The sequence below is a fragment of the Saccharothrix mutabilis subsp. mutabilis genome (assembly GCF_039521145.1).
Lineage (GTDB): Bacteria > Actinomycetota > Actinomycetes > Mycobacteriales > Pseudonocardiaceae > Actinosynnema > Actinosynnema mutabilis.
Window position 1 is genome coordinate 70,810 of the sequence record NZ_BAAABU010000015.1, and the last position, 23,700, is coordinate 94,509.

At 72.9% G+C, this 23,700-nt stretch carries 24 protein-coding genes; 15 read left to right on the plus strand and 9 right to left on the minus strand.

What is annotated here, in order from left to right:
• The first annotated feature begins 23 nt into the window (after positions 1-23).
• A complete protein-coding gene (locus ABD126_RS26690) occupies positions 24-368 on the plus strand; it encodes a DUF1801 domain-containing protein (RefSeq protein ID WP_343936687.1) in 345 nt (114 codons plus the stop codon).
• Between the two features lie 66 nt (positions 369-434).
• Here ABD126_RS26690 and ABD126_RS26695 read toward each other — a convergent pair whose 3' ends face one another.
• Both ABD126_RS26695 and ABD126_RS26700 read right to left on the minus strand, forming a co-directional pair.
• On the minus strand, positions 435-1,301 hold the full coding sequence (locus ABD126_RS26695) for a hypothetical protein (RefSeq protein ID WP_343936688.1): 867 nt from the start codon (positions 1,299-1,301) through the stop codon (positions 435-437).
• A gap of 300 nt (positions 1,302-1,601) precedes the next feature.
• Positions 1,602-2,252 (minus strand): DUF2202 domain-containing protein, encoded by a 651-nt coding sequence (locus ABD126_RS26700; RefSeq protein WP_343936689.1) that lies wholly within the window; start codon positions 2,250-2,252, stop codon positions 1,602-1,604.
• Between the two features lie 145 nt (positions 2,253-2,397).
• Here ABD126_RS26700 and ABD126_RS26705 point away from each other — a divergent pair, with 145 nt between their 5' ends.
• Both ABD126_RS26705 and ABD126_RS26710 read left to right on the plus strand, forming a co-directional pair.
• The gene (locus ABD126_RS26705) at positions 2,398-3,087 is read left to right on the plus strand and encodes a response regulator transcription factor (RefSeq protein WP_343936690.1); all 690 of its coding nucleotides are present in this window, start codon (positions 2,398-2,400) and stop codon (positions 3,085-3,087) included.
• Positions 3,077-4,405 carry a HAMP domain-containing sensor histidine kinase gene (locus tag ABD126_RS26710; protein ID WP_343936691.1) on the plus strand — a complete coding sequence of 443 codons (1,329 nt, stop codon included), beginning with the start codon at positions 3,077-3,079 and terminating at the stop codon, positions 4,403-4,405. Before ABD126_RS26705 ends, ABD126_RS26710 begins: the two co-directional genes overlap by 11 nt.
• On the opposite strand, the gene ABD126_RS26715 is transcribed toward ABD126_RS26710, so the two are convergent.
• Entirely contained in the window at positions 4,389-4,904 is a 516-nt protein-coding gene (locus ABD126_RS26715) for a DUF302 domain-containing protein (protein WP_343936692.1), read from the minus strand. The genes ABD126_RS26710 and ABD126_RS26715 overlap by 17 nt on opposite strands.
• 414 nt (positions 4,905-5,318) lie before the next feature.
• Here ABD126_RS26715 and ABD126_RS26720 point away from each other — a divergent pair, with 414 nt between their 5' ends.
• From ABD126_RS26720 to ABD126_RS26730, 3 genes are read left to right on the plus strand one after another with little or no spacing between them, the layout of a single operon-like run.
• Positions 5,319-6,224 (plus strand): hypothetical protein, encoded by a 906-nt coding sequence (locus ABD126_RS26720; RefSeq protein ID WP_343936693.1) that lies wholly within the window; start codon positions 5,319-5,321, stop codon positions 6,222-6,224.
• Between the two features lie 17 nt (positions 6,225-6,241).
• Entirely contained in the window at positions 6,242-6,820 is a 579-nt protein-coding gene (locus tag ABD126_RS26725) for a hypothetical protein (protein WP_343936694.1), read from the plus strand.
• A gap of 12 nt (positions 6,821-6,832) precedes the next feature.
• Positions 6,833-7,672 (plus strand): hypothetical protein, encoded by an 840-nt coding sequence (locus ABD126_RS26730; protein WP_343936695.1) that lies wholly within the window; start codon positions 6,833-6,835, stop codon positions 7,670-7,672.
• Here ABD126_RS26730 and ABD126_RS26735 read toward each other — a convergent pair.
• A complete protein-coding gene (locus tag ABD126_RS26735) occupies positions 7,637-8,242 on the minus strand; it encodes a nucleoside monophosphate kinase (protein ID WP_343936696.1) in 606 nt (201 codons plus the stop codon). The two genes, ABD126_RS26730 and ABD126_RS26735, sit on opposite strands and share 36 nt — an antisense overlap.
• A gap of 980 nt (positions 8,243-9,222) precedes the next feature.
• Between ABD126_RS26735 and ABD126_RS26740 the strand changes: the two genes are divergently transcribed.
• The 3 genes from ABD126_RS26740 (at position 9,223) to ABD126_RS26750 (ending at position 12,044) form a co-directional block, all read left to right on the plus strand.
• Positions 9,223-10,254: a hypothetical protein gene (locus ABD126_RS26740; protein WP_343936697.1), complete on the plus strand. Its 1,032-nt coding sequence runs from the start codon at positions 9,223-9,225 to the stop codon at positions 10,252-10,254.
• Positions 10,255-10,518: 264 nt separating this feature from the next.
• Positions 10,519-11,196 carry a hypothetical protein gene (locus ABD126_RS26745; protein ID WP_343936698.1) on the plus strand — a complete coding sequence of 226 codons (678 nt, stop codon included), beginning with the start codon at positions 10,519-10,521 and terminating at the stop codon, positions 11,194-11,196.
• A gap of 56 nt (positions 11,197-11,252) precedes the next feature.
• Entirely contained in the window at positions 11,253-12,044 is a 792-nt protein-coding gene (locus tag ABD126_RS26750; RefSeq protein ID WP_343936699.1) for an MBL fold metallo-hydrolase, read from the plus strand.
• A 57-nt stretch (positions 12,045-12,101) separates the two neighbouring features.
• Here ABD126_RS26750 and ABD126_RS26755 read toward each other — a convergent pair whose 3' ends face one another.
• The 5 genes from ABD126_RS26755 to ABD126_RS26775 form a co-directional block, all read right to left on the minus strand.
• Entirely contained in the window at positions 12,102-12,494 is a 393-nt protein-coding gene (locus ABD126_RS26755) for a hypothetical protein (protein WP_343936700.1), read from the minus strand.
• Between the two features lie 70 nt (positions 12,495-12,564).
• On the minus strand, positions 12,565-13,620 hold the full coding sequence (locus ABD126_RS26760; RefSeq protein ID WP_343936701.1) for an AI-2E family transporter: 1,056 nt from the start codon (positions 13,618-13,620) through the stop codon (positions 12,565-12,567).
• A 70-nt stretch (positions 13,621-13,690) separates the two neighbouring features.
• Complete coding sequence (locus ABD126_RS26765; protein WP_343936702.1) at positions 13,691-14,101, minus strand: Hsp20/alpha crystallin family protein; 411 nt, start codon at positions 14,099-14,101, stop codon at positions 13,691-13,693.
• Positions 14,102-14,308: 207 nt separating this feature from the next.
• Complete coding sequence (locus ABD126_RS26770; RefSeq protein ID WP_343936703.1) at positions 14,309-15,676, minus strand: hypothetical protein; 1,368 nt, start codon at positions 15,674-15,676, stop codon at positions 14,309-14,311.
• Positions 15,677-15,939: 263 nt separating this feature from the next.
• Complete coding sequence (locus ABD126_RS26775; protein ID WP_343936704.1) at positions 15,940-18,675, minus strand: AfsR/SARP family transcriptional regulator; 2,736 nt, start codon at positions 18,673-18,675, stop codon at positions 15,940-15,942.
• Positions 18,676-18,770: 95 nt separating this feature from the next.
• On the opposite strand from ABD126_RS26775, the gene ABD126_RS26780 reads away from it, so the two are divergent.
• The 6 genes from ABD126_RS26780 (at position 18,771) to ABD126_RS26805 (ending at position 23,692) form a co-directional block, all read left to right on the plus strand.
• Positions 18,771-19,208 carry an RICIN domain-containing protein gene (locus ABD126_RS26780; RefSeq protein WP_343936705.1) on the plus strand — a complete coding sequence of 146 codons (438 nt, stop codon included), beginning with the start codon at positions 18,771-18,773 and terminating at the stop codon, positions 19,206-19,208.
• Positions 19,209-19,481: 273 nt separating this feature from the next.
• Positions 19,482-20,600 (plus strand): hypothetical protein, encoded by a 1,119-nt coding sequence (locus tag ABD126_RS26785; RefSeq protein WP_343936706.1) that lies wholly within the window; start codon positions 19,482-19,484, stop codon positions 20,598-20,600.
• Positions 20,601-21,005: 405 nt separating this feature from the next.
• Positions 21,006-21,125 (plus strand): lasso RiPP family leader peptide-containing protein, encoded by a 120-nt coding sequence (locus ABD126_RS26790; RefSeq protein WP_343936707.1) that lies wholly within the window; start codon positions 21,006-21,008, stop codon positions 21,123-21,125.
• Positions 21,126-21,141: 16 nt separating this feature from the next.
• A complete protein-coding gene (locus ABD126_RS26795) occupies positions 21,142-22,986 on the plus strand; it encodes an asparagine synthase-related protein (RefSeq protein ID WP_343936708.1) in 1,845 nt (614 codons plus the stop codon).
• Positions 22,983-23,243 (plus strand): lasso peptide biosynthesis PqqD family chaperone, encoded by a 261-nt coding sequence (locus ABD126_RS26800; protein WP_343936709.1) that lies wholly within the window; start codon positions 22,983-22,985, stop codon positions 23,241-23,243. The genes ABD126_RS26795 and ABD126_RS26800 overlap by 4 nt, the downstream gene beginning before the upstream one ends.
• A complete protein-coding gene (locus tag ABD126_RS26805; RefSeq protein ID WP_343936710.1) occupies positions 23,240-23,692 on the plus strand; it encodes a lasso peptide biosynthesis B2 protein in 453 nt (150 codons plus the stop codon). Before ABD126_RS26800 ends, ABD126_RS26805 begins: the two co-directional genes overlap by 4 nt.
• Positions 23,693-23,700 lie beyond the last annotated feature (8 nt).

Consider the following 23,700-nt stretch of genomic DNA (forward strand, 5'->3'; position numbering starts at 1 on the left):
TCCCCACCACGAAGGAGAAAGCCATGAACGACGAGGTCACCAACTACATCGACAAGACGCTCCCCTGGCAGGCGGAGGTGTGCGGCAAGCTGCGGGCGATGGTCCACGCGACCATCACCGACGCAGAGGAACAACTCCTGTACGGCAAGCCGCACTTCCTGAAGAACGGGAAGCACGCCGCCGTGATCCACGTGGCACCGAAGAAGGTGTCGTTCATGGTGTTCGAGGCCGGTGACGTCGAGCCGGTGAAAGGTGTCCTGCGTTCCTTGGGCAACGGCGACCGCAAGGCGGCCGACATCAGCGAGGGCGGGCACGTCGACTACGACCTGCTCGCCGCCGTCCTCGCCAAGACCGCAGGCAAGCTCTGACACCGGCACCGCCCGCATCCCCCTCGCACGGTCTCCGCGGCGGCCTTCGCGCCGGTTCCCGCCGCGCTACTCGCCCGCGGCGGAACGCTTCTCGCGGTGCCAGAGCATCACGGTGGCCGCTGCCAGGAACGCGCCGGCGATGACCGGTTCCAGCGGGTCGAAGGCGGTGGCTCCGGCGATGCCGGTTGAGGCCTGGACGACCAGGGCCACCATGTAGGCGACCTGGTGCAGCACCCCGGCCAGCAGCAGTGCCGTCGCTGCCGGGTACGCCCAGGCGACGCCTCGCCACAGCGCCACGGCCACCGCTCCGTAAGCGGGCACCAGCACCGCCAGGTCCACGGCCGCGCCCAGTTGGGTGAAGGCGGCGGGCACGACCAGTTTCGACGGCTCGCTCAGCGGGGTCTGCCCGGACACGGCTGCGGCGATCCTGGTCAGCCACATCGCTCCCAGGGAGACCGCCAGCACCGCCAGTACGACGGCGACGGCGCGAACGGGTGTGCGGCGGCGGTAGCGGGCGGCGATGACGCGGTTGTCGGTCGCGAGCAGCAGCGCGACCAGTCCCGTGACTGACAGTGCGACGACGGCCGCGTACAGGCCGAACAGGGCGTTCAGGCGGGCGCCGAACAAGTAGTAGGCGTAGTTGTATGCCGCGTAGGCCAGCATGCCCGCCCACAGCAGCACGGCGTGGACGGAGCGAGCGAACAGCGCGACGACGAGCAGCAGCACCGCCGCGGCCAGGGCGACGGCGTCGTAGGCGCGGAACAGGGCCACGATCTCGTCGGGGTCGCGGTAGACGGGGGAGAGGAGGCCCGCGATGGCGCAGACGGCGATGGCCAGGGCCGCAGTCGCCGACACGGCACGGGCGACCCGCACTGTCGTCCCCCGGTCGGCGGCCCCGGCGTCCGGGGCGGCGCGGAACAAGGGGGCGCTCACGGCGGCCACCTCCCACCCGTTGGTCGACCCGATGGCCACCTCGCACACTAAACGCCGTCCCGACGAACCGCCGGCGAGGACCGTGGGGAGAAACCCGTTGGAGGGCAGGTGGACCGTCGGGGCGGCACCCGGGACGGCTGCGCGTGGTGCTCTGCCGCGCTGTCCTGCGACGTGGCGGCCGAGGCCGGAGGGGAGGTGCAGTGGCCCGACCGCCGGAGGACGCCGACGATCGACGACGGAGCCTCGCCCGGGGACCCTTGAACGGTGGTGGCGGCCCGGAGGAGGGCCGCCACCACCGCCTCACCGGCTCAGATGACGGTCGAACGCGGCCAGGTGGTGCTGCGAGGCCGTCAGCAGGCCGTCGTAGACGCGCTGGACGTCGGGCGCGGTGAGGTCGTCGAGCGACTCGCGCAACAGCGCGATGTCCGCTGTCTCCACGGTGCGGCCGGCTTCGAGCGCGGCGTCCTGGCCCGCGGACCCCTCGGCCAGCAGCCGGTCGTAGGTCGCCTGCACGGCCGGTGTCGCGAAGTGACCGGGCGCCTGGTCCGCGGTGGGGTCGGCGATCCCGTAGCGGCTCAGCAGCGTCCGGACCGCCTGGAGGTGCGCGGTCTCCGACGCGGCGATGCGGTCGAAGACGCGCAGGTCGTAGCGGTTGGCGAACTCGGTGTACAGGTCGTGCGCCAGCTTCTCCTCCTCCGCGTTGGCCGCGAGCGCGGTGCGCTGGGCCTCGGTGAGCGTGCCGCTCGGGTCGACGATCGCGGGGACGGCGAGGCATCCGCCGTCACGCGGCCCGCCGCGCGGCATGGTCACCGCGCCGGGGTCGGAGCCGCGGCCGGCGCCGGGGCCGTGCATCGCCGGGGAGTCGTTCGCCAGCGCGAAGGTCGTGGCGAACGCACCCGCCGCGACGATTCCGGCCGCCGTGATCACGGCGATCCGGGTCCGGGTCTTCATGGCTCCTCCTTTCCTCGTTTCCGCTGTCGATCCTCTGCCGCGCCCGAGCAGGCCGTGTGCAGGTCGTGTGAAGGACCGATGGAGCCGGCCACGACGGGTACTTCGCCTCTCGAAGCGGCCTGACCTGCGTGCTTATCGTGAGTTCGTGGGAGACACCGTGCTCGTCGTCGAGGACGAGAAGGAGATCCGCGAGCTGCTGCGCCGATATCTGGAGCGAGCGGGTTTCACCGTGCTGACGACTGGTTCCGGTGCGCAGGCGCTGAACATGGTGGCCGACGGGGTGCCCGCGCTGGTGGTGCTGGACCTCGGGCTGCCCGACGTCGACGGTGTGGAAGTGCTGCGCGCGGCGCGGCAACGCGGACAGGCGCCTGTCATCGTGCTAACGGCACGCGGTGAGGTGGAGGACCGGATCCGCGGCTTGGAACTCGGCGCCGACGACTACGTCACCAAACCGTTCAGCCCCACCGAACTGGTGCTGCGGGTGCGGGCCGTGCTGCACCGCGCCGGCGCCACCGCACAGCCGGCGGCGGCGTCCTTCGGGGACGGTCGGCTGCGGATCGACCAGGGGCGGCACGAGGCGCGCTGGGACGGCGAGGTGCTGGACTTGACGCCGACCGAGTGGGGAATCCTGGCGGCGGTGGCGGCGGTCCCCGGCCGGGTCTACTCGCGCTACGAGCTGATCAACCGCGTGCGCGGCTACGAGTTCGAGGGCTACGAGCGAACCATCGACTCGCACGTGAAGAACCTGCGCCACAAGCTCGGCGCGAGCGGACCGGACGTGGTGCAGACGGTCCTCGGCGTCGGCTACCGGCTGGGGTTGCGCCGTGACCCGTGACGACGCCGCCGCGTGGGGGCCGTTGAGCAGACGGCTGCTGGCCGCGTTCGTGCTCGTGGCGCTGTCGTCGGTGGCGGTGCTGACCGGCGCCGCGTTGTGGGGGACCGGGCAGGGGCTGGAATCGGCGCAGGCGGAGGCTCGCCGGCAGGCGGCCGAGCGGGTGGCCGCGGCGGTCGCGACGGCCTATGGCGCCGCCGGCGGCTGGGACTCGGTGGACCTCGCCACCGCGACCGACCTGGCCACGGGTGCCGGTGCCCGGCTCGTCGTGCGGACCGCCGACGGCGCGAACGTGACCGGTCACGGCCGCGGCATGCCGATGAACGCCATGCCGGGAACCGGGCGGGTCGAGGTGCCGGTGGTGGTCGGCGGCGCCGTGGTCGGCTCGGTCCAGCTGGCCTTCGGTTCCCCGGCCACTCCCGTGGCGCGAAACATCACCTGGGGGTGGATCGGGCTCGCGGCGGGGATCGCGCTGGCCGTCGCCGGGGTCACCACCTGGTTCGTGGGTCGGCGGATCGTCGTGCCGCTCGGTCGCCTGACCCGCGCCGCGCGCCGCATCTCGGCGGGCGACCGCACCGCCCGCGCCGGGGTGCGAGCGCCGGGCGAGCTGGGCGAGCTGGCCGCGGCGTTCGACCACATGGCCGCGGAGGTGGCCCGGGCCGAACGGGCCAGACGGGACCTGACCGGCGACGTCGCGCACGAGTTGCGCACACCGCTGGCGACGTTGCAGGCGGGTCTGGAGGAGCTGCGGGACGGGATGGCGCAGCCGGACGCCGAACGCCTGACCAGCCTGCACGACCAGGCACAGCGACTGGGCCGGATCGTGCAGGACCTCAGCGAGCTGTCCGCGGCCGAGGCCGCCGCGCTGTCGTTGCGGCTGCGCGACGTCGACCTCGCCGAGGTGGCCGCGACGGCCGTCGAAGCGCACATCGCGCACCTGCGCGCCGCGAGCCTGGAAGTGCGCACCGAACTCGCGACCGGTGTCGTGGTGCGAGCCGACCCCGATCGCCTTCACCAGGCGCTGGGCAACCTGCTCGCCAACTGCGCGCGCTACGCCCGGCCGGGTGACGTGGTCACCGTGCGCGTCCACCGCTCGGCCGACACGGCGTTCGTCGACGTCCACGACACCGGGCCGGGCATCCCCGCGGCGGAGCTGGGGCACGTCTTCGAGCGGCGCTGGCGCGGCCGGGCGGGACGCGCCGTCGCGGGCACGGGTATCGGGCTGGCCGTGGTCAGGGAGCTCGTGACCGCGCACGGCGGAACCGTCACCGCCACGTCCGACGGCGGCGGCACCCTGCTCACCGTCAGCCTTCCGCTGTGACCGACGACGCGAGCGAGTCCAGCGCGGCGCGCAGGCGCTCGGCCGCGTCTTCGGCGACCGGGCGCAGCTCGTCCCGCCCGGTCAGCTCGGTCATCACGTTCGGGTCGAGCGCCTGCACGAGCGTGCGCCCGCCGCGGTCGCGGACGACGACGTTGCACGGCAGCAGCAGGCCGATCGTCCGGTCGACCTCCAGCGCCCGGTGCGCCAGCGGCGGGTTGCACGCGCCCAGGATCACGTAGGGCTCGACCTCGGCATCGAGCTTCTCGCGCATGGTCGCCCGGACGTCGATCTCGGTCAGCACACCGAAACCCTGCTCCTCCAGCGCGGTCGCGGGCAGCGCGCCCGGTTGGGCGTAGACCCGGCCGCGGCCACCCTCGGTCGGGTACCCCAGGGGGTATCCAGTCCAACGTCGGCCACCGGCTGGTTGTTCCGACATCCGGGTGTGGACGTGGGCGAGGACGGCGGTGGCGTGGCGGGCTGCGAATTCGGCTGCACGCACACCGCGTCCTCTCCACTGTGCTCTTCAATTTTCGGATAGGGCTCGCAGTGCCCCGTCCAGCGGAATGGACGCACTCTTTCGGGTGCCACGATGCCGAAGCCACATAACTGCGGAATTCGGCTCCGTCGCGTTGCTAGCATCGGCGTCACGCTGGTCGGGGGTGGGTATGGGGGTCGGTTCGCGGCTGGAAACTTGCCGAGGTGGGTGATGGTCGCCTCGGTGACATCGGTGTCCGCGAAGCGGACGCAGCTCGTCGCGAGTGTTCGCGACGCCTACGTGGCGGGCCGGGACATCCACTTGGGTGTCCAACCGGCCAGCGCTCCTTACAGCCGGAACCGGCCCGTCTTCGTGCAGTATCTCAACCCGGAGATCCTGCGCTGCTACGGTTTCCCCGCTCGAAACGGGAAACCGCGATTGACCACCGCCCAGGCGTTGTACGCGACGCGACTGGCCGTGCTCGCGACCGACGCGTACCTCGTGATGCCCGCTTCGTACCTGTTCGAGGTGCCCGGCCTGCCCCGCATCCTGGAACGGCTGCGCGAACTGGTCTCACTGCGGCAGGTCGCCTACTGCGCGCCGACGCGGGACGTGATGCGGTACGGCGAGCGGAAGGCCGCCGAGTACCGCGCGGACCCGCGGAACCCCTACGTGGCCCCAACCTCTCTCGCCGTGGCGCGAGACCTGGTCTGGAGTCCCCGGGGTGCCGGCTCCACCGCCGATCACATCGCCCACCGGTGGGAGGCGGCGCTGGACCGGGACGAGGAGTTGGGCAGGCTGGCGGTGAGCCTGGCGAGGCACTGGCCGCCCGGTCACCGCAAGCCCGAGCGCGAGTTGCGAGCCGTGCCCGAGCGGCTGGGGGAGCAGGCGTTCGTCAGCAGGTTCATCGCGCGGGTGATCCCGGTCCGACCCCGACCCGACGAACTGGCGCGCATCGCCTGGTTCGTCTCCCGTGCCTACTTGTCGAGCTACCTGCGAGAGCTCGACGCCATCGTCCTGAGTGACTTCCCGTTCGGCGGGCTGTCCTGCGGCGTGGAGGCGGAGCCGGGCGTTTCCGCCGTGTCCGGACGGGCTCTCGACCGCACGCTCCACTGGCTCGGGTTGAGCGATTTCGTCCACGCCACCGCCACCTGGGCCGATTTGGTGCAACTGCGGTCCAGCGCGGAATTCGGCTCGGTGGCCGTGGCCGACCAATCCCCGGATCGGGTCGATGGTTTGCGCCGGGCGGTGGTGCGCTCACGCGCGTCCCGACCGGTCGAGGTGAAGTCCCTGGCTCAAGCCGAGTTCGCCGTCCGAATGGCGGCGGATGCGTTGTACGGGTGATTCGAAATGGGAGATCGATGATCGTTTCGGTGTACTGCTCGGGTTCCATCGCCAAAGGCGTGGGCGATGAGCGGAAGTTGTGCTGGACCGACCGGGAGCGCGAGCGGGTCCAGGAGGGGGCACACCCGCTGGAGGTGGTGTTCCTGAACCCGGACGACCCGATCACGGACCCGACCAACGTGCTCGGCCAATTCGGTCGCGACATGTACCAGGTCCTCATGGCGTCCGCGGTGGTCGTGGACGCGCGGGAACGGCGGGGTCTGGGCATCGGCGTGGAGATGGCCGCCGCGGCCGCGCTGGGCACGCCGGTCATCGTGGTCGCGCCGCGCAACTCGAAGTACCGCCGCGACCACCTCGTCTACCGGGGAGCACGCGTCGAGGGCTACGTGCACCCGCACGTCGCGTCGCTGGCCGTGGCGGTGGTGGACGACTTCACCGAGGCGGGTGAAGCGCTGAAAGGGCTTCCGGTCGCTCCGCGCGGCTCCCTCGTCACCCCCGCGTGGCTGCGGGAGCCGATAGACGAGTACCGGTCCAACGTGTTGGCGGGCGACCGGCCCATGCTCGACGCCCTGCACCGGCTCGGCGTCCACCGGTGACGGCGCTCAGCGATGCGCCCTGACGTGGGGGAGAGCCGGGTCCGCACCGTCGGTCCCGGCCTCCACATCGTGGAGAACGAGCCGTTGGAGCGCATCCTGTTCGAGCGGGGGTTGATCGGCCTGCCCCACCGGAGGGCGTGCTTCGCGGCCAGCCGGTTGTTCCTGGCGCACCTGGCCGATGACCTGACCGACGCCGCCGAACTGTTGATCCTGAGCAAGGGACTGGCCTACCAGCTCGCCGCGGCGGCCGACTCCGTCGAGATCGACCTGCCGACGAACCTCGTCGCGACGACGAGGGTGGACGTCGTGGCCGACGACGCCAAGATCGACGTCTCGTACGCCCGGTTCGACGCGGGCAAGCCGTGCCTGGTCGTCGGCGACACCGTCGCGTCCGGCGCCACGGTGGTCGCGGCACTCGACGCGTACCGGCAGGTGCACCGCCTCGAACGGCTGTTCCTGCTGTCGTACGCGGGCAGTGCCGTGGGGGCGCGGCGGATCGCCGAGTTCTGCGCCCGGTCGCGGATCGAGTGCACGATCCTCTACGGCTTGGCGGCGTTCGGGCTGGGAGCCAACGGGTTCGACCTGTCGTTCACCCATCCGGACACGGTGACCGCCGACGTCTACCGCGAGCGGGCCCGGCGGCTCTACGGCGACCGGCAGGTGTCCAGCGTCGGCTGGGACTTCGGGTCGCAGTCCATGGCACCGGACAAGTACCGCGAGCTGTCCTGGCTGGAAGCACGCGCTCACGGCCTGCTGGACAGCCCGGAGTTCTCCTTCGCCCGCGAGCCGCGCGACCTCGCCCGCCTGGCTCGCGAGTCAGCGGCGTTCGGCGACCCGGTCGACCCGTGCTGAGAGCGCCGCCAAGGCCGCGTCGACCACCTGGGCGATGCCGTCGGTCGCGTCCAGTTCGACGTAGGGCCAGCGCGTGGCGAACGCGGTGGCGATGTCCGTGGATCGCCGGACGTGGGTGGACAGCCGCGTCCGCGCCAGGTGCGCGGTGTCCTCGGCCCGCTCGCCCCGGCGGCTGATCCGGTCGATCGACACGGTCGCCGGCACGAGCAGCCCCAAACCCAGCACGTCGGCACCCGGCACCCCGGCCGCGTCGAGCACGGTCGGGATGGCGAGGCACTGCTCCAAGGTGCGGGGGAAGCCGTCGAAGACCACACCCTTGTCGGCGGGCCCCACTTCGCGCCGCACGACCCGGCAGTACAGCGGCACCGGCATGGTCTCGTCCCGGGACAGCCGGTCGGCGACGTCCCGACCGACCTCGTCGTCCTGCTCCGCGGTGCGTCGGAGGACGTCGCCGCTCAGGAACTCCGCGCACCCCAAGCGCTCGGCGAGGTGCCGGGCAACGGTGCTCTTGCCTGCTCCCGGTGCTCCGACGACGAACACGACGAGCGGCACGGCTTCCCCTGATCGCACGACGCCATCGAACCATCGGCCGACGGGGAAGTCCGTCGCCTGATCAGGTGCCCTTGATCAGCTCCGGTGACCGGTGGCGGCCGATCGCACCGGGGTCGGCGGAGGGGTGCCTTGCTGGACAAGTCCGCAGCCGAGCGTTGCCGCGTCGTCCAGTCGTGAGGTGGAAGGGGACGCGGTCCCCGCACGTGCCGTCCGACTCGGCTCAGCCGCCGGGAACGCCGCGACCTCCAGCGGGCCGCAGAACCATCATGGCGGCTGAACCCCAAGCCCTGGCGGCAACAGGGCAACGCACCGCACCAGGCGCAGCCGCCGACTGCGTCGGTGGCGATCGTCAGTCGCCGCCCTTCGCTCATACGGCCGGTTGCGGTGGGAACGCGGGATCCCGCGCTCCCACTCGTCGATCACGGGTAGTAGACGGTGCCCTTCGCGTGGACGAGCGGTCCGCCGGGCCCGCGCGTGGGGTTGGCCTCGAACTTGTACTCCCGCCGCTGGTGTGCCAGATCAGGTCGTCCGCGCCGTCGCAGCCGTTGGCCGTCTTGGTAGCCAGGCTGTACCAGGACCGCGTCCTGCCGGGCGGCAACACCGCACCTGGGAGAGAGGTGAAGGCGAGCCCGCGCCGTCATGCGAAGGTTCGGCGGCAAGAGTTCATGCGCAGCTGGCCGGTCTTGTTGTCCATTGCCACGAATCGCCGCGCCGAGCAGGAGATCGACCCCGTCGCGTCCCTCGCCGGCAACGGACGCAGCGCAAGACCACACTGCCGATCGAGGCGGCTTGATTTTCAGCGGTAGACCGGCCCAGGGCGCTGACCGATGCTCGCTCCAACGAACACCTGGTTGATCAGCACCGCGCGGCCACGGCCTGACATGCACCCGACTTCCGGGCTGAGTGGCACCGGGCGGTCAGGGACCTTCGCCCCTGATCGGCCGGATTCGGATCAACCATACTCAAGCGAACGGGGTGGCTCGTCGTGGGGAGTGGCCATGGTCTACTGGGTTGATCAAGTCCGATATGAGGAAGATGACAGCAATCACCCCGGATCGGGCGAGACCGAGAACCAGACGTGCTCCATCGAGTTGCAACCGACTGACACGCCGGTGTGGCCGGAAGACGAATCGCGTGAAGACGAGCAGCGAGCCGTAGACCATCTCCCGCCGATTGAGCCGGCACCTCCCGGCGACGTGCCGGAGATCCTGAGAATGTTCGATCTTCGTCTGCCGAAAGTGCTGACGGTCCATGAGGAGGCCGGCGCGGCACCCGGCCGCCGTCGTGTCAAGGTTCAGATTCCGGTCACCGTCATGCTGTACAGCGACTACATCGTCGCACGCAGACTCGCTTTCACGGTGCACCTCCAGACGGGCTCCGGGGACACGGTGGCCATCGCGTACGAACTGGAGCCGCCGTCAGACTACGACGAGTCGGTCACGCCGGTGGGCGTCGAACTCGAAGTCAAGGCCCTGGACGTGGCCTCGGCCAAGGTCAAAACTTCGCTCGACGTCAAGTCGGGTACTCCGCGCGTACAGGTCGGCGGGATCAACACTTCCGACTGCCGGTGGATCGTCGCCGACCAGAAGAAGATCCTCGGTTTCGAACCCAAAGTATTCGTGGAAATCCCGGACCAAGAACAGTTGCGGCTTGAGGCGGGGCTGCACATCGAGGTGCATCGTTACCTGCTGAGGGCGGTTCACGTGCCCATCCACCGTGCATACGGGATCAGTAGAAGTCCTCACGCGTATGTGTCCACGACAAGCTTCACTGAAATGCTCACGGCCGAGGTTCTTTCCGTTGACGACCTCGCGCACGAGGCGAAGTTCGAGACATTGCTGGAGTTCATCAATCGAACCGCCGGGCCGCCAACTCGCGTGGCACCCTCTTACCGCCGCCCCGCGACGACCGCTGCTCGCTCGGCGCCCAACCACGAAAAACGTCGTCGAGTGCTGGTCTGGGGGATTGTCGCACTGTTTGTCATCGTTGCGGCGCTGGCCATCATTCTCGGCATCGTCCAAGGGGTGTAGCCCTTCATCGACAACCCGCACGAGTGGCCGCCCCCGGCGAGAACCGGAGGCAAGCACCGCACGCACCGTCCTCGCGCGCGGTTGTCGGTTGTGACCAGCAGCGCCACCAGGGCCGTCACGGTTGGCGTCACGGACCTGGTGCTCTGGTGTCGTGGGCCGGAATGCCCTCCTCCCGCCACCGCCGGGCGAGGACCGTGGGGAGGAACCCGTTGGAGGGCAGGTGGGCCCGCAGCGCTCTCCGTCCACGATCCGAAGGGGGACGACATGAGTTCCTCGGTCGTACCAGGCGTCGGTCCGGCGACCCGGAGGACCGTCGCGGTCCTCGGGGTCGTGGCCGGGTTCGCCGCGGTGGAGCACGGGGTTGGCGAGATCGTGCAGGGGCCGGTCGCCGCCGGTCCCGTCATCGAGTCGTGGCCGGATGTCGAGGCGTTCGAGGTGCTCGACGGTGAGCCGGCGATGACGCTGGTCGGGAACATGCTGCTGTCCGGGGTGCTGACGATCGTTGTCGCGCTGGTCTTCTCGCTGTGGTGCGCGCGGTCGGTGGCCAGGCCGCGCGACGGTGCTGTCATCGTCGCGTTGTCGGTGCTCCTGCTTCTGGTCGGTGGTGGGTTCGGGCCGCCCCTGGTTGGTCTCCTGCTTGGCGTCGCGGTGATGAGCGGCGACGTGACCAAGGGCCGCGCGCGGTCTCTCGCGCGTCCGGTCGGCCGTCTGTGGCGGCCCGCGCTCGTGGTCGCGGTCGCCGCCTACCTCGCGTTGTTCCCGGGGACCGTTCTTGTGCGGTGGGCGCTGGGCGTGGGCAGTCCTGTGACGGTGGCGGTGTTGGCCGTGCTGGCGTTCGCCGCTCTGACGACCGCGCTGGTCGCGGCTGTCGGCCGGGATCGGGCCGGGGCCGGACCCGACCGGGCCGCCGCCGGACCGGGACGGCGATCGCGGGCCCGGTGAGGTCACGACGCGGGCCGACGCCCTCGATGGGGCCGACGGCAGGAGGTGGGACGCGCATGGGTTCATCAGCGGCACGTCCGGTGGAGATCGCTCCCGGCGTGCACCGGCTGGGCACGGGCCGGGCGGTCACCGAGGCGAACGTGTACCTGGTCGGGTCCGCGGCGGCGTGGGTGCTGGTGGACGCCGCCTGGCCGGGCCGGGCGGCGGTCATCCGCGCCGCCGCCGATGCGCTGTTCGGCCCCGGCAGCCGCCCCACGTCCATCTACCTGACCCACGTCCACCCCGACCACTCCGGGGCCGCGGCAGAGCTGGCCCGGACGTGGCGGGTGCCCGTCCACCTGCACCCGGAGGAAACGCGGTTCGCGGCGGGCGAGTACCTCCCCGAGTACGCCCACCCCCTCGACCGTCGGCTGATCGCCCCCGCCCTGCGGCTCGTGCCGCGACGCAAGCTGGCCGCGATCCGGGCCAGGGACAGCCTTGAGGGCATCGCGCGGGCCTACGACGCCGAACGGGAACTGCCCGGCCTTCCGGGCTGGGAGTGCGTCCCCACGCCGGGGCACACGGCCGGGCACGCGGCGTACTTCCGCCGCCGGGACGGTGTGGTGATCACCGGGGACGCCGTGGTGACCGTCGAGTTGAACTCGGTGTTCGGCCTGTTCCGCCCCAGGTCGCGGCCGTGCGCGCCGCCGCGCTGCACCACCTGGGACTGGGGGCGCGCGGCCGAGTCGGTCGCGCGGCTCGCGGCGCTGGACCCGGCGCTGCTGGCGCCCGGACACGGCGCGCCGCTGCGCACGTCGGGCCGGGAACTGCGGGAGCTGGCCGAGCGGATGCGCCGATCCGGCCACTGAACCCGCACCTGTCGGGCTGGTGGCCGGTCGCCGTCATCGGCCGGCGTGAGTGCTCGTTCACCGCTTCCGGATGCCGCGCAGCCCCGCGAGCAGGACCGCGACCCCGGCCGCCGCCATCACCGGCTGCAACCAGGAGAACGTCCGGATGACCACAAGCTGAACCGCGATCCACGCGACGAGGCAGGCGCCCGCGAACACGGCGGTGCCGGCCCAGCGCGGGTGGCCGGTCGCGGCCCGTCGTGCGGCGACCGCCATCGGCGCGCCGACGACGAGCACGAGCGCGAGCCCGGCCAGGACGGGGCTGTGCGAGGGCAGGCGGTCGGTGACCACCGGGCCGAGGTCGATGACCCCGGTGGCCAGCGCGACCCCGCCCGCGAAGGCGTTCAGGGCGACGAAACCGCTGCCGGCGGCGAGCGCGCGGCGGGTTCGTGGCGATGTCGTGGTGCTCATGGGACGACGGTCCCCGACCGCGGCCAGCCGCGACACCAGCCGAAGACCCCGGCGCGCCGGGACTTCCGCCTCACCGGGCCCTCGACTCCAGCACCGCGCGGGCGACCAGGACCACGGGCACGGCGAACAGCGCGCCCACCAGGCCCGCGACCACCACGCCGACCCCGATCGCGACGACCACGACCAGCGGGTGCAGCCGGACGACCCGGCCGAGCAGGAACGGTTGCAGCACGTCGCCCTCCAACTCCTGCACGCCGATGTTGAGCGCGAGGACGAGCAGCGCGGTGACCGGTCCGCCCGACACCAGCGCCACCAGCACGGCCACGGACCCCGCGACGAACGCGCCCACGTAGGGCACGAACGCCCCCAGGAACACCAGCGACGTCAACGGGACCACCATCGGCACGCCCAACAGGGCCAGGCCGGTGCCGATCGCGGCGGCGTCGACGACCGCGACCGCGAGCGTGGCGCGGGTGAACCCGGTGAGGGCGTGCAGCGCGCCGCGCCCCGCCGCGTCGGCCTCGTCCCGCAGCCGCGCGGGCACCAGCCGCAACGCGCCCAGCCAGATGCGCTCACCGTCGGCGAGGAAGAAGAACAGGGCGAACAGCGCCAGGACGAGACCGGCCAGGAACCCGCCCAGGGCGGTGGCCGTCGCCGTCGCCCCGCCGACGATGCGCTCGGTCTGTCCGGTGACGACGCCGACGAGGTCCTCCACCAGCGCGTCCACCTGCGTCTCGCGCAGGCTCAGCGGCCCGTGCACGAGCCAGTCGCGCACCCGGGCGACCGCGTCCCGCAGCGTCGTGCCGAGATCGCCCGCCCCGCCCACCAGCGCGTCGACGCTGAACGCGAGCATCGCGCCCAGGGCCGCCAACGACACCAGCAGCACGAGCCCGGCGGCGAGCGCCCGGGGCACGCGCAGCCGGGTCAGCCACGCCACCAGCGGCCACAGCAGCGCGGTCAGCAGCACCGCCACCGCGAGCGGGATCAGCACCGGCGACAGCACGACCAGCACCCGCAACAGCAGGTGCGCCAAGACCGCGAAGACCAGCACGCAAGCGCCGGTCCACGTCCACCGCCGCACGACCGCCGTCCCGGTGGTCACCTTCCCGCGCTGGTCGTCCGGCATGTCACACCCCGGGACTGGTCGGGGCGGGTGGCGGCGCGCCCCTGCCGCACGTCCGCCACCCGCCCGCGTCTCATTCGGCTGCCACCCCGATGGGGATGGTGCGCCCCTGCGGCTCGTCGGCGAGCGGCACCCGGATCTCCAGGATGCCCTTGCGGTAGCTCGCCGAGACCGCGTCGGCCCGGGCGCCCGGCGGCAGCGTCAGCGTGCGGCTGAACTCGCCGTAGCGGAACTCCGTGCGCTGCTTGTCGTGGGTCTCCTGCTCGCGGCGGGCGTTGATGGTGATCCGTCCGCCGGACGTGCTCACCTCGATGTCGGACTCGGGGTCCAGCCCCGGCAGCTCCGCCCGCACGACGTACGTGCCGTTCTCGACGAAGTCCTCGACGTGCACGGCGTGCCGGGAGCCGAACGGCCAGTTCCCCTCCAGCAGTGAGACGACCTCGGGCGGGAACCACCCGCTCGGGAGCCTGGCGATCGTCGTCATGGTGCCTCCTCGCGTCGTGTCGCACCTCCAGCCTGTTCCCTGGCGGGCGGCGGGCACAGGGACCTTGGTCTCCGTTCGACGGGGGACTAACGCCCGGTCCGGTCCGGTCGTCGGCTGGTTGCGCGGCGGGACAGAGGACGCGACGGTGGCCGTCCTGGGATCGGCCTCGGCCTCGCGCGGACCGGAGCCGCACCGCGCAGCAGGTTCTCAGGAAGCGGGCCTGGATTCGTCATTGCCCTTGTACAGGCACAGGAGTTGTCCCTTCGCCGCCTGCTGCTCCGTGACGAAGCACAGCGCGGCACCGGCGGTGCTGCGGTGCTCGTCGGGCAGCTGCTCGTCCTGGCCCCACAGGACGACCCCGAACTGCTGCTCGGCCCTGCGCCCCTCCATCAGGTACAGGTGGTCGTCGTCGCCGGGGCCGCGGCGCAGGCAGTACAGGACGTCGTCGTGCGTCCACAGCGACGGGGTGGCGTCGCTGTGGCGCGCCGGGAAGGTCTGGGGCTCCTCCCACGCCAAGCGGTAGAAGGGACCGGGCCCGATCCGGCTGCCGACGATGTAGCGCATCCGGTCGGGCGCCTCGGTCGGCCGGTACATGACGACCAGCAGGTTGCCGAGCCAGGCCGCGACCGGTGGGTGCTTCGTCTTCGCCCCCGGGACCTCCACCGCGGTGTCGCCCCACCTGATCCAGTCATTGCCGGGGTTGTGGTTGTAGGGCAGGTAGCACAGTCGCCCGTCCCGGTCGGCGTCGGCGAACAGCACGTAGCCGCTCGCCACGGCGGGAGGGATGTGGCTGCGCACGGGTGTGCTGATCGCTTGGTCGCCGTACCAGTGGTTCCCCCTCCAGATGTCGTACCGCAGCTCCGGGGTCCCTCCGGAGGGCGTGCAGTAGACGCACAGCACGTGCTGGTTCCACCGGAGCGTGGTGATCGCCGGTTCGGCACGGCTGCGGTGGCCGGGCACAGGGGTGTCTTCCAGCCACTGCCTGCTCGCCGTGTCGTAGGTGGTGTAGAGGAGGCGTTCGTCGAGCTTGCCGCCGCGGTGGACGCACAGCAGCTCGTCATGACCGTCCGGCAGCCGGTACACGGTCACGGCCGGCCGGTCCGCGCTGTGGTACCCGGACAGTTCCCGCTGCGGGGACCACTGCCCCGTCTCCAGGTCGTAGACCGTCCACTTCAGGGACGGCTCCGGTGGGGCTGGGGGCTGCTCGTCCTCACCGTCGTCCCAGGACGAGGGCACCAACGCACCGGGCACCGCCCACGGGGATGTGATCTTGCAGCCGGTCTCGCCGTGGTGGGTCACCGCCTCGATCCAGAACTTGCGGGTGTAGACGTAGGCCTCGACCATGACGTCCGCGGGTTCGGGCAACAGCTTGGCGGCAGCCTCGATCACCTCCAGCATCAGGTCGAAGGCTCGCACGGCGTACCTGTTCAGGTAGAGCTCGTAGCCCCACCACGCGCTGTCGGCGGTGACCTTGGGCTCGCCGCCCACCATGTCCGACCACGGGGCGCCCTGTTCGAGGTCCGCCACCTCGATCTGGATCGATGTGGCGCTGATCTGCCGGGTCCTGGTCTTCATCAAGACCTCCACGAGGCGAGTTCGGCGGCAGGTCGACGGTGCGCGGCCCCGGGAAGCGGGATTGCACCCCGTCAGCAGCCGAAAACGGCCAAGGACGGCACGCGACCCCGCAGTACGTCCGGTTCACTCGATGCGTTGACGACACGGTCGGCGACAAGTGCCCGTAGCGACAGATCCGCTGACCGCCGCTGTGCCCGTCGCCACGGACGGGCGGCGAGCGGCCGTCGTGTCCGAGCGCCGGGGGCAGGCCCCGGGATCCCGGTTCAGGGCTGGTCGGCGTCGAGCGCTCGCAGGCGCGCCGCGACGCGTTCCACGTCCGCCACGCGGTGCTGGGTCCGGAACAGGCCGCGGGCTCGTTCCCACGCGGCGCGTGCCGCGGCGTGGTCGCCGATCTCCGCCAGCACCTCGGCGAGCACCTCGACGGCCTTCGCCTCCCGGCGCGCGTTGCCCACGTCGCGGAGCAGGTCGCACGCCTCCTGGTAGAGGGCGCGCGCGTCGTCGAGGCGTCCGGTCGCGCGGGCGACGTACCCCAGCGCGCTGGTGGAGATGGCCTGGCTGTCCCGGTCGCCCCGGGCTCGGAACACCTCGACGGCGGTCCGGCACGCGTCGAGCGCGGTCGGGTGGTCGCCCAGGCGCGCCGCCAGCCAGCCGACCTGGCTGAGCGCCTGCGCCTCGAACACCTCGTTGCCCTGCCTGCGCAGCAGTTCGTGCGAGCGCCGCGCGTGCCGCATCGCCCCGGCGAGGTCACCCGTCCACTCGACCAGGATCGACCGGGAGTTCTCGGCGATGGCCTCGACCACCTCGTCGCCGACCCGTCGCGCGAGGACGAGCGCCCGGTGGAGGTGGTCCAGCCCCTCGTCCAGTCGGCCGAGCTGGCCGCAGGCGTAGCCCAGCGCCAGCAGCGCGTCGGCCAGCAGGTCGTCCCGCAGGAGGGCCCGGGAGGCCGGGACCGCGAGCTGCCACGCGTCGACCACGTCCTGGAGGAAGCCCGCCCGGTCGTAGAGGGGTGTCAGGTGCCGGGCGAGCTGCCACACCCGGCTGTGCAGCCCGAGGTCCGACGCCGCGCGAACGGTCGCGGCGAGACAGGCCCGCTCGGCGCGGAACCAGGCCAGCGCGGAGTCCAGGTCCCCGGGCACGTGGGTGTGGCGGCCCGGTGGCACCGGTCCGAGGGGACTGGCCCGGCGGAACGGCCAGACCACCGCGGTGGCCGCCGCCGCGGTGTGCGCGTGCAGGTCCACGACGCGGCGCGTGGCGTCGTCCCGCTCCCGCCGCGGGACGTCCTGCTCGGCGGCGTGCAGGCGGACCAGGTCGTACATGCGGTAGCGGCCCGGCCGGTGCTCCTGCACGAGCGAGACCCGCTCCAGGGCGCGCAGCACGGCCGTGGCCCGCGCGAGCGGCAGGTCGGCCAGGCAGGCCGCGGACACGGGGGTGCAGTCCGGGCCGGGTGCGGTGCCGAGCAGGGCGAACACCCGTGCCTGCTCCTGGTCCAGCGCCTCGGTGGACCACGACAGGACCGTCCGCACGCCCACCACCGGGTCGTCGTCCAGTTCGCTGAGCCTGGTGGTCACGTCGTGCAGCTGGGCGGCGAACGCGGCCAGCGGGAACGTGGGGTGCGCCTGTGCCCGGCCGGCCACGACGCTCAGCGCGAGCGGCAGGCCCGCGCAGTGCCCGACCAGGTCGGCCACGGCGGCGGGTTCGGCGGCGACGCGCGCGGCCCCGACCCGCTCGGCCAGCAGCGCGCGGGCGTCGGCGGCGGGCAGCGCGTCGAGGTGCACCGAGAGCGCCCCGTGCGCGGCGACCAGCGCGGGAAGCCGGTGCCGGCTGGTGACGAGCGCGACGCACCCGCTGCCGGGCAGCAGCGGCCTCACCTGGTCGGTGTCGGCGGCGTTGTCGAGGACGACGAGGACCCGGCGGTCGGCGGTGAGGCTGCGGAACAACGCGGTCAGCGCGTCGAGGTCGGCCGGCGCGGCGTCACGCTCGACACCCAGCGCGTCGAGGAAGCCCAGCAGCGCGGTCGCCGGCGGCACCGGGCTGCCCGAGGGGTCGAACCCGCGCAGGTTCACGTGCAGCAGGCCACCGGGGAAGCGGTCGGCGTGCCGGTGCGCCCAGCGCAGCGCGAGCGTGCTCTTGCCGATGCCGCCGCTGCCGGAGACCACGGCCGTCCCCGGGTGGTCGACCAGGTCGTCCAACGCGGCCAGTTCGTCCAGGCGGCCGGTGAACCAGCGCGGCGCGGCGGGCAGTTGCCGGGGCACCGGGTGCGCCGGCGCGCTCGCGCGGTCGTCGGCGAGCACGCGCCGGTGGATCTCCCGCAGCTCGGGGCTCGGGTCGACGCCCAGCTCGTCGGCGAGCCGCCGCCGCAGCGCCTCGTAGTGCGCCAACGCCTCGGCGTGCAGCCCGCTGCCCGCCAGCGCGAGCAGCGCCAGCCGGGCGACCCGCTCGTCCAGCGGGTGGCGGGCGGCCAGCGCGGTCAGCGGTGTCACCGCCCGCACGTGCCCGCCCAGCCGCAACCCGACCTCGTGCCGCTCCAGGCGCGCCGCGAACACCTCGCCCTCCACCGCCTCGCGCACCGCCGCGGCCCACGGCGAGTCCACCCCGGTCAACGGCGTGCCGACCACGAGGTCCAGGGCGGCGGCGAGCGACACCACGCGGTCCCGGTCGTCACCGCCGCACGCCACCAGTTCCCGGAACCGGTGCAGGTCCACCGCTCGCGGGTCGACGTCGAGCACGTACCCGCCGGACCGCTTGCCCAGCCCGGCCCCCGGCACGTCCGCGAGCACCCGCCGCAGCCGCGACACGTAGCTGTAGACCGCGTCCCGGGGCCGCCGCGGCAACCGCTCACCCCACACCCGGTCCGCCAGCACGTCCACGTCGACCACCCGGTTCGCGGCCACCAGCAGCACCGCGAGCACGCACCGCACCCGCGCGTGCCGGACCGGGGAGAACCCGCCCGCCGCCGACACCCGGACCTCGCCGAGCAACTGGAACCGCGCCGCCCCCACCGGGCGAGTATCCATCACGGCGTGCCAGGTCCGTGCCAGGTTCGGCCGGCAGGGTCGCCCCGGTAACGCCAAACCGCACCTCACAAGGGGGATGGATGAAGTACGGACGAGTCGCGGCGGTGCTGGCCGTGATCATGAGCGTGCTCGGGGTGGCGGCCCCGCAGGCGTCGGCGGCCGAGGTGTGGCACTGGCAGAGCGAGTGGGACAGCGGCTACCTCGACCACAACGCCTTCAACGGCGTCCACACCCGCCCGTGGAACGGCGGACCCCACCAGGAGTGGGAGGTCAAGCGGTACAGCGACGGGACCTACCGGTTCATGAACGTCGCCACCAAGTTGTGCCTGGACAACAGCGAGTACGGCGTGCGCGCCTTCGGCTGCAACGACGGCGCTTGGCAACGCTGGGACATGAACGACTGGGGCAACGGCAAGTGGGAACTGGTGAGCATGTGGAACCGCCACTGCCTGGACAACAGCACGTACGGCATCCGCACGGTCGGCTGCAACGGCTTGAGCTACCAGCTGTGGAGGTGACCTCCGGGTGACCCCGTCGCACCGCGACGAGGCCCGGTAACGTGACAGGAACCGCCGATTCCCGCGTTCGCCGGGGATCGGCGGACCTGGTCCGTCCACTGTGGACTCCGGTGCGCGATGACTCGCGGGCCGGTCGGGACTCGGATGTCGACCGGTCCGTCCCCGGTGGTCCCCGAACGCCGTCGGTCCCCGCGCACGCCAGTGCCGAACTCCGCCACAACGCCGAGCCGTTGGACCCTGGTCGAAGCGGGCGGACGGGTCGATCGTGTGCCCATGAAGAGCACACATCTCGCGGCCCTGATCCCGTTGGCCGCGATCGCCTTGACCGGTGCCGCCCCGCCCCCGGACCAGACCCGGGTCGAGATGGTGAGGCTGGCCGAGTTACCCGGTTCGACGCTGAGCGGCGCGGAGGCGGTCAACGACGCCGGGGTCGTCGTCGGGTACGGCATCGCGACCGGTTTCACCGTCTACCCGCTGCGCTGGGACCGCCCCGACCGCCCCGTCCGGCTCCCCGTGCCGCCGAACACCCGGTCCTCGCTGGCCACCGGCGTCAACCGCGCCGGTGTCGTGATCGGCCGAGCGGTGACCACGAACAACGTGGTGCTGGCGTTGCGGTGGAACCCGGACCAGCGCCTGGTCGAACTCCGACCACTGGATGGCGGCTCGTCCGAGGTCGCCGCCGTCGACGACCGCGGCACGGCCGTCGGCTGGACCCGGTCGGCGACCGGCGTCCGGGCCGTGCGCTGGGACGACGAGGGCAACCCCGCGGATCTCGGCACCCTGCCCGGTGGCACCCAGAGTTCGGCCAACGCCATCAACGACGGGGGCCTCATCCTCGGCTCCGCCGACGACGCGGACGGTCAGTGGCATCCGGTGGTCTGGCAGCGCGACGGGTCCATCTCCACCGTTCCCCTCACCACGGCCGTCGCGGTCAACAACCGCGGCACGATCGCGGGCACGCTGGAGCACGCCGTCACGTTGCGCGCCGACGGCCGGGTGACCGATCTGGGACTGCCCTTCGGCGCCACGAACAGCTACCCGATCGCGATCAACGACCGCGGCACCGTGCTCGGCGGTATCCGGACCCCGGAAGGGCGGCAGCGGGCGGTTCGGTGGGACAAGCGCGGGCGGGCCGTCGACCTGGGCGCGTTGACGCCCGAGTCCGGGAGCTGGGCCGAGCGGATCAACGACCACGACGAGGCGATCGGGCTGTCCACCAGTTCGGGCCAGACGGACCACGCGGTGTTCTGGGACCGGCGCGGCAGGCTGGTCGACCTGACCCCCGACCCGTCGACCGCCAGCGACGCCTACGACCTGAACAACCACGGCGTGGTCGTCGGCGTGCTGGGAGGCGCCTACGGGAACGCGGTCCTGTGGCGCACCCGCAAGTGACCCGGCCGACTCGCGGACCGTCGGAACAATCGGCAGACCACTCACCGGCCTGCGGTCGACCGTGCGTCACCGACCGCGGGCCGGATCACCTCACCGAGGTGTTCCCGCGCCACGAATTCACCGACTGTGACGCTGTCCGCACCGGTCTGTCCATAAAGGACTGAAGCTGTGTGCGACGTCCTGCGCGCCCGCGACCGCCGTACCTGAATGCCCCGTCGGGGGCATCCGTTGTCCTGTCCGCACAAGCTGTTCGGGTGGGACTCCTGTGCGCTCGGTCATCCCGGGACGAGCCGCGCACCACCGATCCGGAGGGATGTCCGGCACCGTCGTGTGGCAGGCCCCGCCACCGCCCCTTGGCTGTGCCACCGTGGATGCACGGTTCCCCCAACGGAAAGGAAGTGCACGATGGACGGCAAGTCGCGTGTCTACGTCAAGCCGGTGCTGGTCGAGGTCGGCCGGTTCGCCGAGGTGACGCTCGGGTCCCGCGGTTCGCAACGGGACTCCCGGCGCAGGCAGAAGAACTGACCCGAAGGCGCCGGTGGTGGACGTGGATTCGCTCACCGGCGCCGCGCGCCGCGGCGAGGAGTGGTTCGTCGTCCTGCCGGACTGCGACGCCGCCCTCGCCGTGGTCGCGGCGCTCGATCCCGACGCGCGGTGCCGGCGGCTGCGCCACCCGTCCGGGCGGCCGTGGCTGCTCGGGCACTGGGACCCGCGCGACCTGGTGCTCGGCGCGGCCGGTCGGGTCGTGGTGGCGCTGTTGGGCTGCTGCCCGGTCTCCGCCGAGGAGGTCGTCGGGATCGCCCGCCGCACGCGGGCGCCGGCCGACCTCGACCGGGCGGCCGGCCGCCTGCACGGCGCCTTCCACCTGCTCGCGACCGTCGACGGTGTCGTGCGGGCGCAGGGCAGCGCGTTCGGCGTGCGCCGGTTGTTCCAGGTCCGCGTGGGCGAGGTGGACGTGGTGTCCGACCGGGCCGACGTCGCCGCCGGGCTCGTCGGGTCCGGTGTGGACGAGCGGTGGCTGGTGCGGTGCCTGATGTTCCCGGCCGCGCCGCCCGCGCTGGTCGGGGCTTCGCTGTGGCGCGGGGTGACCGCCGTGCCCGAGGACTGCTGCGTGCTGCTCACCGACCGGGGACGCGCGCGGACCGTGCGCTGGTGGGAACCCCCGCGTCCGGTCCGGACCCTGCGCGAGGGCGCGCCGGCGGTCCGCGACGCGCTCACCGCCGCCGTGTCCGCCCGGGTCCGGTCGCGGGACGTGGTCAGCGCGGACCTGTCCGGCGGCGCCGACTCCACGGCTGTGTGCGCCCTGGCGGTCGCCCGGACGGGGCGGCTGCTGACCTTCACCGTGGCCTCCCAGGACGCCGGGGACGACGACGCCGAGTGGGCCGCGATCGCCGCGGCCGAGCTGCCCGGCCTGGAGCGCCTGGTGCTCACCGACGACGACCTGCCCCGCCCCTACGCCGACATCCTCGAAGCCGGCGTGCCCCGGGACGAGCCGCCCGTGGACGTCCACCTGCGCGCCGAGGACGCGGTCCGCGCCCGCCTGCTCACCGGACGGGGCGTCGAACTGCACCTCACCGGCGACGGCGGTGACGAGGTGCTGCACGCCGCCCCTTCCTACCTGCGCGAGTTGCTGCCGCGCCGGCCGCTGACGGCCTGGTCGCACGTGCGGGGCCTGCGGGCCCTGCGCGCCTGGCGGTGGTCGCGGGTCTGGCGGCTGCTCGCGGCGCCGCGCGACGAGCGGCGCGAACTGCTGGCCCAGGCCAGGGGCCTCACCGCGCCCGCCGCCCGCGCGCCGTACGCCGTCGGCCTGCCGCCGTGGGCGACCCCGCACGCGGTCGACCTCGCGCGCCGCTTGCTCGTGGAGGCCGCCGAGCGGGTGCCGCCGACGACGCCGGACAAGGCCGTGCACGACGTCGTGCAGCTCGTGCGGCACGCCGGGCGGTATGTCCGCCGCAACGTCATGGCCGCCGTGGCGGACGGATTGCCGGTGGCCGCGCCGTTCCTGGACGACCGGGTGGCCGAGGCCTGCCTGGCCGTGCGCGCCCACGAACGCACGACACCGTGGCGCTACAAGCCGTTGCTGGCCGAGGCGCTGCGGGGTGTGGTGCCGGACCGCTCGTCCACCCGCGCCACCAAGGGCGGCACCACGCCGGAGTACGCCGCCCTGCCGCACTACCGCGCCGACCTGCTGGCCCTGACCACGCGGGGGCGCCTGGCCGAGCTGGGGCTGATCGACGTCGACCGGTTCCGGTCCGCGTTGACCGGCGTGTGGAGTACCGACGCCACTCCGATCATGGTCGAGCACACCGTGGCCTGCGAGCGGTGGCTGCGCGACCTGGACCACGCCGGCCGCACCGCCGGTCTCGTGAGGGGAGCACCGGGATGACGCTGCGCCTGGCCGACCACGTGTCGTTGACCGGGACCGGGGACGGGGACGTGCTGCTCGACGAGCGCACCGGCCGGTACTGGCAGCTCAACGCCACCGGCTCGCTGGTGTTGCGGACCCTGCTCGACGGCGGCGACGACCGGCGGGCGGTGGAGTTGCTGCTCGCGGACGGCGACGCCGACCCCGACGCGGTGGCCGCGGACGTCGCCGAGGTCGTCGGGCAGTTGTGCTCGGCGGGGCTGGCGGTGCGCCGGTGAGCGAGCAGACCGCGCTGCCGGAGCGGTCCCGGCGGCTGGGCGCGCGCCTGCGGGTGGTCGGCTGGGTGGTCACCGCGGTGGCGCGGGCGCTGGCCACGCTGCCGCCGCGCCACATCCGGGCCGTCCTGACCGCCGTCAGCGCCGGGGCGAGACCGGCCGGCCACGCCGAGGCGCTGGCCGCGCGCGACGCGGTCACGGCGGTCAGCCTGCGCTGCGCCGGCCCCGGCTGCCTGCCCCGCTCCATCGCCACCGCCCTGCTGTGCCGGTCGCGCGGCACGTGGCCGACGTGGCGGGTGGGCGTGCGCACCGCGCCGTTCGCCGCGCACGCCTGGGTGGAGGCCGACGGGCGGCCGGTCGGCGAACCGGCGGGCACCGAACTCCTCCACGTCCTGATGACCGTCCCGGCCCGCGCGACGCGCCGGGAACCACCACCGCGCCCGAAGGGGTGAGCACCCAC

Coding starts and splice junctions, on each gene's coding strand:
- ABD126_RS26765 (WP_343936702.1), bottom strand. CDS start 14,101: ATGACGACGATCGCCAGGCTCCCGAGCGGGTGGTTCCCGCCCGAGGTC.
- ABD126_RS26785 (WP_343936706.1), top strand. CDS start 19,482: ATGAAGAGCACACATCTCGCGGCCCTGATCCCGTTGGCCGCGATCGCC.
- ABD126_RS26770 (WP_343936703.1), bottom strand. CDS start 15,676: ATGAAGACCAGGACCCGGCAGATCAGCGCCACATCGATCCAGATCGAG.
- ABD126_RS26745 (WP_343936698.1), top strand. CDS start 10,519: ATGAGTTCCTCGGTCGTACCAGGCGTCGGTCCGGCGACCCGGAGGACC.
- ABD126_RS26750 (WP_343936699.1), top strand. CDS start 11,253: ATGGGTTCATCAGCGGCACGTCCGGTGGAGATCGCTCCCGGCGTGCAC.
- ABD126_RS26800 (WP_343936709.1), top strand. CDS start 22,983: ATGACGCTGCGCCTGGCCGACCACGTGTCGTTGACCGGGACCGGGGAC.
- ABD126_RS26725 (WP_343936694.1), top strand. CDS start 6,242: ATGATCGTTTCGGTGTACTGCTCGGGTTCCATCGCCAAAGGCGTGGGC.
- ABD126_RS26690 (WP_343936687.1), top strand. CDS start 24: ATGAACGACGAGGTCACCAACTACATCGACAAGACGCTCCCCTGGCAG.
- ABD126_RS26755 (WP_343936700.1), bottom strand. CDS start 12,494: ATGAGCACCACGACATCGCCACGAACCCGCCGCGCGCTCGCCGCCGGC.
- ABD126_RS26700 (WP_343936689.1), bottom strand. CDS start 2,252: ATGAAGACCCGGACCCGGATCGCCGTGATCACGGCGGCCGGAATCGTC.
- ABD126_RS26730 (WP_343936695.1), top strand. CDS start 6,833: ATGCGCCCTGACGTGGGGGAGAGCCGGGTCCGCACCGTCGGTCCCGGC.
- ABD126_RS26760 (WP_343936701.1), bottom strand. CDS start 13,620: ATGCCGGACGACCAGCGCGGGAAGGTGACCACCGGGACGGCGGTCGTG.
- ABD126_RS26780 (WP_343936705.1), top strand. CDS start 18,771: ATGAAGTACGGACGAGTCGCGGCGGTGCTGGCCGTGATCATGAGCGTG.
- ABD126_RS26790 (WP_343936707.1), top strand. CDS start 21,006: ATGGACGGCAAGTCGCGTGTCTACGTCAAGCCGGTGCTGGTCGAGGTC.
- ABD126_RS26740 (WP_343936697.1), top strand. CDS start 9,223: ATGGTCTACTGGGTTGATCAAGTCCGATATGAGGAAGATGACAGCAAT.